Origin of the sequence: Acidovorax sp. SUPP1855 (assembly GCF_030158955.1) — a bacterium.
Lineage (GTDB): Bacteria > Pseudomonadota > Gammaproteobacteria > Burkholderiales > Burkholderiaceae_C > Paracidovorax.
The window spans coordinates 1-10,916 of the sequence record NZ_BQXI01000060.1 but is presented as its reverse complement, the minus strand read 5'-3'; the positions used below and the strand labels follow the sequence as shown (position 1 = coordinate 10,916).

General features: G+C 68.7%; 5 protein-coding genes. 3 read left to right on the top strand and 2 right to left on the bottom strand.

Annotation, left to right across the window (positions count from 1 at the left end):
- The first annotated feature begins 290 nt into the window (after positions 1–290).
- The 3 genes from imuA to AVMA1855_RS25925 are packed head-to-tail and all read left to right on the top strand — an operon-like array spanning position 291 to position 6,068.
- A complete protein-coding gene (gene imuA / locus AVMA1855_RS25935; RefSeq protein ID WP_284427916.1) occupies positions 291–1,244 on the top strand; it encodes a translesion DNA synthesis-associated protein ImuA in 954 nt (317 codons plus the stop codon).
- Positions 1,210–2,829 carry a DNA polymerase Y subunit UmuC family protein gene (locus AVMA1855_RS25930; RefSeq protein WP_284427915.1) on the top strand — a complete coding sequence of 540 codons (1,620 nt, stop codon included), beginning with the start codon at positions 1,210–1,212 and terminating at the stop codon, positions 2,827–2,829. The genes imuA and AVMA1855_RS25930 overlap by 35 nt, the downstream gene beginning before the upstream one ends.
- Complete coding sequence (locus AVMA1855_RS25925; RefSeq protein WP_284427914.1) at positions 2,826–6,068, top strand: error-prone DNA polymerase; 3,243 nt, start codon at positions 2,826–2,828, stop codon at positions 6,066–6,068. The genes AVMA1855_RS25930 and AVMA1855_RS25925 overlap by 4 nt, the downstream gene beginning before the upstream one ends.
- 166 nt (positions 6,069–6,234) lie before the next feature.
- Here the strand turns inward: AVMA1855_RS25925 and AVMA1855_RS25920 are convergent, their stop codons facing one another.
- Both AVMA1855_RS25920 and AVMA1855_RS25915 read right to left on the bottom strand, forming a co-directional pair.
- Positions 6,235–8,523 carry an AsmA family protein gene (locus tag AVMA1855_RS25920; RefSeq protein WP_502870385.1) on the bottom strand — a complete coding sequence of 763 codons (2,289 nt, stop codon included), beginning with the start codon at positions 8,521–8,523 and terminating at the stop codon, positions 6,235–6,237.
- 213 nt (positions 8,524–8,736) lie between these two features.
- The gene (locus AVMA1855_RS25915; RefSeq protein WP_284427913.1) at positions 8,737–10,725 is read right to left on the bottom strand and encodes an ATP-binding protein; all 1,989 of its coding nucleotides are present in this window, start codon (positions 10,723–10,725) and stop codon (positions 8,737–8,739) included.
- Positions 10,726–10,916: the final 191 nt, after the last annotated feature.

The window sequence follows — 10,916 nt, the reverse complement described above, 5'->3', positions numbered from 1 at the left end:
CGAGCAGCGGCCCCACCTGTCCCTAGAATACAAAACGCCCGATGCGGTGCACCGGGCGTCTCTTGCAAGCCAATTACGGCTAGGGTTCAGTCCCGCATAGGTGTCAACCTATTCCAGGACGGGTCAAGGTTTCTCTGTCCCGGCCGCCGCCCTGGTGCCCGGGGCTGAACCCGCCAAAGCCTGCCGGCCTGCATGCCCGCAGGCTTTTTTCATGGGGCGGTATCTGCGGATGCGCTGGGCCGCAACGGATTCTAATACTGTATATTTAAACAGTCTTCGATGCCCATCCCATGTCCCGCCTTGCCCTTGCCTCTCTCCCGCCGGACGCCGCCGCCCGCAGGGAAAGCGCTGCCCGCCTGGAACTGCCCGGTGTGTGGCAGGGCGATGTACTGACGGCGCAGCAGGGGCGCGTGCAGCCTTCGGGCCATGCGCTGCTGGATGCGGCGCTGCCCGGTGGCGGATGGCCGCTGGGGGCCATGACCGAGGTGCTGCAGCCGCCGCAGGGCGGGGCCGAGTGGCCTCTGGTGCTGCCGGCGCTGGCCCGGGCGGCGGCGCAGCGGGGCGGGCAGGTGGTGCTGGTGGCACCGCCCGCCGAACCCTTCGCTCCCGCGCTGCAGGCCGCGGGCCTGCCGGCCGACCGGCTGTGCCGCGTGCGCCCCCTGCCTTCGCGGCACGACCAGTCGGCCGCCTGGGCCAGCGAGCAGGCCCTGCGCTGCCGCGACGTGCTGGCCGTGCTGGCCTGGCTGCCCCAGGCGCCGCCCGAAGCGCTGCGCCGCCTGCAGCTGGCCGCGGCCCAGCAGGCGGCGCTGCTCTGGGTGTTCCGCCCGCAGGACCTTCGCCGGCAAGCCTCGCCCGCGCCGCTGCGGCTGTGGGTGGTGCAGGGCGTTCCAGCGATCCAGGGGATTCAGGGGGCCGAAGGTTCGCCAGCGCTGGGGCGCGCGCCGGAGCTGCCGGCTCCGGCGCAAGTCCCGGGATGGCCGGACGGGGGCAGGGTGCCCGGCGTGCTTCAGGTGCATGTTCTCAAGCGGCGCGGGCCGCCGTTGATGCAGCCGGTGCCGGTCTGCGCGCATGCGTCCGCGCTGTCCGCCGTGCTGGCGGCGATGCGGGCGTTGAAGGCGCGCCGGTTTCCGGGCGATGCCTCCACGCCGGCTGCGCAGCGGCCGGTGCCCGGTGCGTCACAGGGGGTGGCGGTACACCAGGAGCGGGTCCATGCACTGGATCGCCGTGCCTTCGTCGCTGGATGAGCTGCCGCCCGGCGCCCCGGCCGCCTCGGCGGGCTGGTGGGCGCTGCGCTTCACGCCCCGGGTGGCGCTGCTCGACGAAGCCCTGCTGCTGGAGGTGGCCAGCACCGAGCGCCTCTGGGGCGGCCGGGCCCGGCTGCTTTCGCTGATCCGGCAGCACCGGCCGGGGTTCTGCGGGCATGCCGAAACGGCAGGGACCGCTGCAGCGCAGAAGGCGCCAGAGCCCGAGCGGCCCGGACCAGGGCAAGGAGCAGAAAAAGACAGGGACAAGGCCGCCGGTCGCCTGCCGCAGCCCTCCGGCGGCGACCCGGCACTGGCCCAAGGCGCCACGGCCTTCGAAGCCCTGGCCCTGCTGCGGCTGGCCCAGGCCGACCCCGCGCATCGCCCGCCGCGCCGGTTGCCGCACGACCTGCCCCTGCGCACCCTGGCGGCCCTGCGCCCGCACGCCGCCAGCCTGGAGCGCATGGGCTGCCGCACGCTCGGCGCGCTGCGGGCCTTGCCGCGGGCGGGCGTGGCGCGCCGGTTCGGGGCCGATGCGCTGCGGGCGCTGGACCAGGCCTTTGGCGACGTGCCCCATCCCTTGCCCTGGATCGAGCTGCCCGAGCGCTTTTCGCTGTCGGCCGAGCTGCCCGCGCTGGCCGAATCGGCCGGCACCTTGCTGTGGTCCGCCAACCGGCTGCTCGGGGTGCTGCACGGCTGGCTGCAGGCGCGCCAGCAGGGCGTGCTGGCGCTGGAGCTGGCCTGGCGCCACGACCTGCGCCGCATCGACGGCGTGGACCTGCCGGCCCAGCAAAGCCTGACGGTGCGCACGGCCGAGCCCACGCAGGACCTGGCCCATCTGCGCCGCCTGCTCGCCGAGCACCTGGGCCGCCAGCGCCTGGCCGCGCCGGTGAACCGGATCACCCTGAGCGGCACAGAAACCCGTCCCTGGGCCGAGGCCAGTGCCAGCCTCCTGCCGCCCAGCCCCGAAGACGCACGGCGCGCGCAGGGCGAGCCCTGGCACCAGTGGGTGGAGCGGGTCTCGGCCCGGCTCGGGGCGCAGCAGGTGCAGGTGGCCGTGCTGCAGGCGGACCATCGGCCGGAATGCATGCTGCGCTGGGAGCCGGCCGCGGGCCAGGCCGCACCGGTGCCGGGGCCCGCCGGCACGCGCTCCCCCCGGGCACGCTCTGGAGGGGGTGCCGCGACCACGGCGGGGGCGGGCAGGGCGGACGATGGCCGTGCCACGGGATCGGCCCGCCGCGACGGCGGCGCAGGGAGTGCTGGCAGCAGCGCCAGCACTGCCGACCACCGCGATCCCCGGCCCGCCGCCGTGGCCGCCGATGCCGCGCTGTGGCCCGGCTGGTTGCTGCGCCCGCCCCAGCGCCTGGCCCTGCAGGGCAGCCGCCCGCTGTGGCACGGCCCGCTGCGCCTGCTGGCCGGTCCCCACCGCTTCGATGGCGGCTGGTGGGACGCCTCGCAGCACCTGGAGCGGCGCGACTATTTCGTGGCCCACAACGACACCGTGGGCACGGTGTGGATCTTTCGGCAATGGGCGGGGACGCGTGAAGCGGGCCGGCACGAGTGGTTCCTGCACGGGGTGTTCGGATGAGCGGCGTCACCGCCTTCCCATCCCCGGGTGGGCCACCGACCCGGCCCGCGCATGCCCTGCCGGACTATGCCGAGCTGCATTGCCTTACCAACTTCAGCTTCCAGCGCGGCGCCTCGCATCCCGCCGAACTGGTGCAGCGCGCGGCGGAGCTGGGCTACGCGGCGCTGGCGATCACCGACGAATGCTCGGTGGCCGGCGTGGTGCGGGCGCACACCGTGGCCAAGCGGCTCGGCCTGAAACTCATCGTGGGCAGCGAGTTCGCCTGGGGCGATCTGCGCCTGGTGGCGCTGGCGCGCGACGCCGAGGGCTGGGGCAACCTGTGCGAGTTCATCACCGCCGCGCGCCAAGCAGCCCCCAAGGGCGAATACCGCCTGCACGCCGGCACCGACTTCGCGATGCTGCGCGGCTGCGAAGTGCTGCTGGCACCACGCCGCGATTGCCTGGATGCTACTGATTTAATAGCTATCGAGGCATGTTTTTCTAAGGCATTGGCCCAATTGAACCCGTGGGGCATCGCCCCCTGGCTGGCCGTGGAGCAACCCCTGGCCCCCGACGACAGCCTGTGGCTGACCACGCTGGAGCAGGTGGGGCAGGCGCTCGGCCTGCCGCTGGTGGCGGCGGGCGACGTGCACATGCACGTGCGTGGCCGCAAGCGCCTGCAGGACGTGGTCACCGCCGTGCGCCTGGGGCGGCCCGTGGCCGAATGCGGCTTCGCGCTGCAGCCCAACGCCGAGCGGCACCTGCGCGCGCGCATGCGGCTGGCCGCCATCTACCCGCCTGCGCTGCTGGCCGCCACGCTCGCCGTGGCGGCGCGCTGCGCCTTCAGCCTCGACGAGATCCGCTACCGGTACCCGAAGGAAACCGTGCCACCCGGCATGACCCCGGGCGAAGCCCTGGCCTGGTACACCGAGCAGGGCGCCCAGGCCCGCTATCCGACGGGCGTGCCCGAGGCCGTGCGCACGCAGATCGCCAAGGAACTCGACCTCATCGCGCACTGCCGCTACGAGATGTACTTCCTCACCGTGCACGACATCGTGCGCTACGCCCGCAGCCGGGGCATCCTGTGCCAGGGGCGGGGCTCCGCCGCCAATTCGGCGGTGTGCTTCTGCCTCGGGGTCACGGCGGTCGATCCGACCAAGACGCGGCTGCTGTTCGAGCGCTTCATCAGCAAGGAGCGCGACGAGCCGCCCGACATCGACGTGGACTTCGAGCACGACCGGCGCGAAGAGGTCATCCAGTACATCTACGACAAGTACGGCCGCGAGCGGGCGGCCATCGCGGCCGTGGTCATCAGCTACCGCACGCGCAGCGCGCTGCGCGACGTGGGCAAGGCCCTGGGCGTGGCGCCCGCGCTCATCGATGCCTTCGCCAAGGACCACCACTGGTTCGACGAGGCCATCGCCACCGAACGCCTGCAGGAACTGGCCGAGGCCGTGGACGAGCCGCTGGCGCCGCACGTCGCCGAACTGTGGCTCAAGCTGGCGCGCGATCTGAAGGGCTTTCCGCGCCACCTGAGCCAGCACGTCGGCGGCTTCGTGCTCACCGAGGGCAAGCTCACGCGGCTGGTGCCCGTGGAGCCCGCCAGCATGGACGGCCGCTCCATCATCCAATGGGACAAGGACGACCTGGACGACATGCACCTCATGAAGGTGGACGTGCTCGCCCTGGGCATGCTGAGCGCGCTGCGCCGCGCCCTCGACCTGCGCGCCGTGCTGCGTGGCGAGCACTGGGACCTGGCCGGCATCCCGCGCGAGGACGGCGCCACCTACGACATGATCTGCGCGGCCGACACCGTGGGCGTGTTCCAGATCGAAAGCCGGGCGCAGATGAGCATGCTGCCGCGCCTGCGCCCGCGCGAGCTGTACGACCTGGTGGTCGAGGTGGCCATCGTGCGGCCGGGGCCGATCCAGGGCGGCATGGTGCACCCGTACCTGCAGGCCCGGGAGCGCAGGGTGCCTGGCCAGAAGCCCCCCATGGAGCACGAAAGCCTGCGTCCGGCGCTGGAGCGCACCCTGGGTGTGCCCATCTTCCAGGAGCAGGTCATGCAGATCGCCATCATCGCCGCCGGCTTCACGGCGGGCATGGCCGACGACCTGCGCCGCTCCATGGCCGCATGGAAGCGCACTGGCGGCGTGCACCGCTTCGAAGGGCCTTTCATGAAGGGCATGGCGGACAACGGCTACAGCGAAGATTTCGCCCGGCGCATCTTCCGGCAGATCGAAGGCTTCGGCGAATACGGCTTCCCCGAAAGCCATGCCTACAGCTTTGCCTTGCTGGCCTACGCGAGCAGCTGGTTCAAGTGCCACGAGCCCGCATGCTTTCTGGCGGCGCTGCTCAATTCGCAGCCCATGGGTTTCTACACGCCCTCGCAACTGGTGCAGGACGCCGTGCGCCACGGCGTGCGCGTGCTGCCCATCGATGCGGTGCACAGCGACTGGGACGCGGCCCTGGAGGGCGAGCCCCAGCCCGTGCGCGGCGTGGCCGACCCGCAGCCGGCCGTGCGCATGGGCCTGCGGCTGGTGGCCGGGCTGGCGAAGGGCGCGGCCGAGCGGCTGGTCGCGGCGCGCGCGGTCCAGGCGTTCGCCGGCACCGAAGACCTGGCCCTGCGCGCCCGGCTGGACCGGCCCGCGCTGCAGGCATTGGCCGCGGCCGATGCGCTGCGCTCCCTGTCGGGCCACCGGCGCCAGCAGGCCTGGGACGCCGCGGCGCAATGGCGCGCGCCGGCCTTGCTGCAGGACGCGGCGGTGAACGAGGCACCCCTGGCCCTGCCCGAGGCGCCCGAAGGCGAGGAGATCCTGTTCGACTACGCGGCCACGGGCCTCACGCTGCGCCGCCATCCGCTGGCGCTGCTGCGCGGCCGGCTGGAGCGTTGGCGGCTGCTGACCGCCCTCGCGCTGCGCGACATGCCCAACGGCCGCCGCGTGCGCGCCTGCGGCATCGTCACCGTGCGCCAGCGGCCGGGATCGGCCAACGGCACCATGTTCATCACGCTGGAGGACGAGACCGGGCCGGTCAACGTCATCGTCTGGCCGTCGCTCGTGGAGACCTGGCGCAATGCGCTGTTGCGCTCGCGCCTGCTGGCCGTGGAGGGGCTTTGGCAGGCCAGCCCGCTGCCGCCGGGCGTGCCGGCCGGGCAGGGCGGAGCGGTGTGCCACCTCGTGGCCCAGCGCTGCAAGGACATGACGCCACTGCTCGGGCGATTGGCCCAGGCGCTCGATGGCAGCCGGGATTTCCACTGAGGGCATGGGCATCCGGCATGCCGGCACATGGATGGGGTGGCCGGGAAGGCCGCCATGTCCGCTGTCGCAGTCCACTCACCAGAACTGCGCTCAAAGCCCAAAAGGCTTCCAGCGCATATTCTTCTAGGGGGATTTGCTATTAAAAATATAGCAATCGATGTTTGCCTCAGCGCGCCTTGGCCGGCGTGGAGACCGGCGGCTTCGGGGCTGCCCCCGCGGCGCCGCCCTGCACCTTGTCCCCGGCGCGGGCCAGCAGCACCGCGCAGTTCTCGTCGTCGTCCGCCGCAGGCACCGTGATGGGTGCCAGCGCCAGCGCCACCGGCGCGACCACGGCGGCCGCCACGGCGGCGCCCGCGCGCAGCAGCAGCGGGCCGGCTTCCAGGCCCACCTTGGGATCGGCGAACGGGCCCTTCACATACAGCGGTGTGCGCAGGGAGAAGAACTTCCACTGCAGCGATTCGGGCTTGATGCGCAGATCGAGGTGCTCGCGGCCCAGGTCGGCGGTGCCGGTGGCTTCCACCGTGGCCTCGTTGGTGCTCAGCTTCACCGAGCGGGTCTGTGCGATGCCGTCCTTCACCGCAAAGTCGGCCACGGCGCAGCGCAGCTGCACTTCCTTGTCGTCGCCGAAGAGCTTGGCCACCACCACGCTGCCCACGTTGAGCGCGGCCAGGTCCAGCATCTGCTTGCTGAAACGGCCATCGCGGATGTACAGGCGGGTTTCGCCGCTGGCGCTGCCCAGCATGCTGGCCACCGACTGGCCGCTGCCGTTCAAGGCCACAGCGCCGTCGAGCCGGCCGAAGCTCTTTTCCATCAGTTCGACCTTGGGGAACAGGCCCGACAGCCGCAGCCCTTCCACGCTGCCGCGCAACTGGGCCTTGAGCGGCTTCGTGCGGCTGTCCAGCACCACGGTGGAATCGATCTTGCCTTGCGCCACGCCGAACTGCAGGGGCGAGAGGGTGAGCAGGGCGTTGTCCATCACCGCATGCACGCGCAGGTTTTCGATCGGCAGGCTCTCGTCGCGCACGATCTGCTGGCCGCTGAAGGTCAGGTCCAGGTCCATTGCATTCCAGCGGTCGGTGGCGAACGCCACGTCGGGCAGCACCTTGCCGGGGCGCTTGGAGGTGCCTTTTTCCGCCTTGCCTTCGCCCGTCGGCGCGCCCAGCACGGGCCCCAGGTCGGCCAGGCGCAGCTTCCTGGAGGTCATCGTGCCCTTGAGGCGCGGGCGTGGCTTGGCCGACGTGTAGGTCAGGCTGCCGTGCAGGTCGCTGCCTCCCACGGTGCCGTCGAAATCGCGGTACTCCCACACCGCGTTGTCCGGCTCCAGGCTGCCCACCAGCCGGCCGCTCGTGCGAAACGGCGGCGTGTTCGGCAGCACCAGGCCGGTGAGGTCGTACAGGTCGGCCATGCTCTCGGCCTTGAGCATCACCTTCAGGTCCATGCCCGACAGCGCGGCCGGGTTGGACAGGATGCCTTCCACCTCGGCTTCCACCGTGCCGGCCTTCGCCTTGAACCGCAGCGGGTAGTCCACGACCTTTTCGCGCAGGTCCATCACGTGCCCGCCTTCGCCACGGCCCTGGATGCGGGCCTTGGCGTAGCGGCCCCGCACCTCGAAGCGCACGCCGTACGGGCCGGGCGACTGTCCGGCGGGCGTGTCGATGGTCCCGAGCTTGGCGGTGAAGGCCAGGTCTTTCACGGCATCGGCATAGGCCAGCTGGCCATCGCGCACCACGAGCCGTCCCACGCTCACGCTCCAGGGATTGGGCTTCGCCGGCCCGCCGTCCTTGGCGGGGCGGTCGAAGGTCCAGTTGTTGCTGCCGTCAGCCTTGCGGGCCAGCGCCACGTCGGGCACGGTGAGTACCAGCGTGTCGATGGCCACATGGCGAGACAGCAGTGGCAGCAGCCTGAGCGATGCGCTCACGCTGCCGAGGGTGGCCATGGGCTGGCCGTTAGCGGGCACGGAAGCCGTGCTGTCGGCCGGTGCAGTCTGGGCGGGTGCGGAAGGCGCCGATGCGGTGGATGCCGAGGGCGTGGCCGATGCGGCCGCCTTGTCGGCACGCGCCTGCACCGTGGCGGTGGAGGCGTCGTCCGTCTGCACATCCAGGGCCCCGAAGTGGCCGAAGTCCGCCCGGTTGTCCATCACCAGACGGTCCGCCTGCACCGTGACGCCCGGCACCCAGCGGCGCCAGCCGGTCTCCACGGGCTGCGGCCACTGCCAATGGGCAGTCAGATCACCCTCGATGGCAAAGCGCCGGCCGGTGGCCTCGCTGACCTGCTGGTTGATCCAGGGCTTGGCCCGGTTCCAGTCGAACCACGCCACGAAGGCCAGCAACAGCAGCAGCACGACGAGCAGCCCCGCCACCGCGGCAAGGGGCAGCCGCGACCGCCGCCGGGGGGGGACGGGCGCCGAAGGGGTGGGCGAAACGGAAGGAGGCGAGGTCTCAGGGGGCATGGTCATAGGCGTTTTCTTCGGGCCATGCTAGCCCGCGCCTGCGCCACCGGGACTCGCCGATGCTCGTTTACCGTTGTTGTCCTACAGGTCCCGGAAGGCGCGATCAAGCCTCTCCAAACCCTCTCATCCGATCTGGAACGCGTCGTGAACGGATGAGCGAAGCATTACCCAATCGACATTGACGATGGACGTCCGTCCATGACGTCGGTTGTTCCGTGATCAAAATGCAGGATCGGCGTGCACATTCGTCGTGGAATTCATCAAGGACTGAATCTTCAGACCAAACACTTCCAACTGAAAAGGTTTCGTCAACACCTGCATCCCTGACGGAAGTTGGCCGTGGCTGAGAACGGCATTTTCGGCATAGCCAGTCACAAACAGAACCCGCATGGAAGGATGGATCTTGCGGGCAGCATCCGCCAGCTGCCTTCCATTCATACCTCCAGGAAGACCAACATCGGTGACCAGCAGTGCGATGGACGCATTGTTCTGAAGCACTTGAATTGCACTGGAACCGGCTTCTGCTTCCAACACGTGGTAGCCCAGTTCCTGCAACATTTCCACCATGAACATTCGAACCGAAGCTTCATCATCAACCACGAGAATGGTCTCACCCAAGCCGACGGTGGAGATAGCGGGGGCACGATCCAGCGCATCCTCCGCCAAGATATCCTTGCCTGCGTACCGCGGGAGAAACATGCGGATCGTTGTTCCCACGCCCATCTCGGAATGGATCCGCGCTTGTCCTCCGGATTGGCGCGCAAAGCCATAGACCATCGAAAGCCCGAGGCCCGTGCCTACGCCAATCGGCTTCGTCGTGAAAAACGGATCGAATGCCCGGGCCACTACGTCTGCAGTCATGCCGGTGCCGTTGTCGCTCACGGAAATGCAAACGTATTGGCCAGGCGACATCTGCTCCTCACCGGCTGCTCGCTCATCGAGCGTTCGATTGGCAGTCTCGACCACCAGCTTGCCACCTTCGGACATCGCATCGCGGGCATTGATGCACAAATTCAAGAGCGCATTTTCAAGCTGACTTGGATCGGCATGAATGGGCCAAACGTCGATTCCGCATTTCACTTCCAACATGACGTGGGGGCCGATCGTGCGGCGCACCAGGTCTTCGAATCCGCTGATCAACTGGTTGACTTTCACCACTTTGGGTTCCAGCGTCTGCTGGCGTGAAAATGCCAGCAGACGGTGTGTCAAAGCCGCCGCGCGCTTCGTGGCCGTCTGCCCGACAGTGACGTAACGCATCGCCCCAGAATCCTCGCCAAACCGCCGCTTGAGCAATTCCAGACTGCCTGAAATGGCTCCCAGAAGATTATTGAAATCATGTGCCAAGCCACCCGTCAATTGGCCGACCGCCTCCATCTTCTGGGACTGCCGCAGCGCGGCTTCCGACTTCATCAACGCCGTGGTTCTCTCTTGCACTTGTTGTTCAAGCGAGTTTGCAAGGGCGTGCAAATTCTGCTCGGCGCGGCGGCGTTCCACTGCGTGCCAGGTTCTGTGCGCCACTTCACGAACAAGGTTCAGTTCCTCTGCGGTCCAATGGCGCGGGGCCGCATGGTGCAGGTAAAGCATCGCCACCTGATTCCCATCTTCGCCGACCGGCACATTGATAAGCGACTGGGCATGGATTGCAATAAATGCATCCGCATGATCGCGAGTGCGTGGATCGGTGCGTACATCTGCCAGCACGACGGTGTCGCCTCGCTGTAGGTTTTTGGTGTAACTGCCGAAATCGCGGCAGTTCAGGGTTCCCGCCAATGTGGAGATTCCCGGCGCATTCCAGTCGCGCTCGATGGTGATGGTTTGGGTGTTACGGTCCAGCAGTCCGTAGCCTGCACGGCTCACATCCAGAGCGCGGCCCAGGGCCTCTGCTGCGTGGTAAGCGATATCACCAGGCTCACGGGTCGGTCCGTAAACCTCGCGATCCAGCAGTTCCAGCAATTCAGCGCGCCGCCTGCCCAGCATGGCATGGGTGATTTCTTGAGAGATGCCTGCAATGTAGGAGGGGCGGCCTGCCGCGTCATATTCCAGGCGCCCCAATATCCTGACCCATGCCAATTGTCCATCCGGGCGAAGGATGCGATATTCGATTCGGTAGTCTTTGCCAGTCGCAATGGTTTGAGCCACCGCCTCGCGCATCCGCATCAGATCATCGGGATGCACTGCGTTCTGCAACTCCTCGTAAGTGAAAGGCAAAGACTCATCACGTCCGAAATTGCTCTTGCAATGGCTGGACGCAATCAGCTCTTGCGCAGTCAGATTGGGCTTCCCCCGGTTTCCCGGACGGTTTGCCTAGCCCATTAAGCGCTGCCGCTCTTCGAATTGAACCGGGCTGAGGTAGTCCAATTTGGAGTGTTTTCTGAACGGGTTGTAGAACCGCTCGATAT

Coding starts and splice junctions, on each gene's coding strand:
- AVMA1855_RS25920 (WP_502870385.1), bottom strand. CDS start 8,523: ATGACCATGCCCCCTGAGACCTCGCCTCCTTCCGTTTCGCCCACCCCT.
- AVMA1855_RS25930 (WP_284427915.1), top strand. CDS start 1,210: ATGCACTGGATCGCCGTGCCTTCGTCGCTGGATGAGCTGCCGCCCGGC.
- imuA (WP_284427916.1), top strand. CDS start 291: ATGTCCCGCCTTGCCCTTGCCTCTCTCCCGCCGGACGCCGCCGCCCGC.
- AVMA1855_RS25925 (WP_284427914.1), top strand. CDS start 2,826: ATGAGCGGCGTCACCGCCTTCCCATCCCCGGGTGGGCCACCGACCCGG.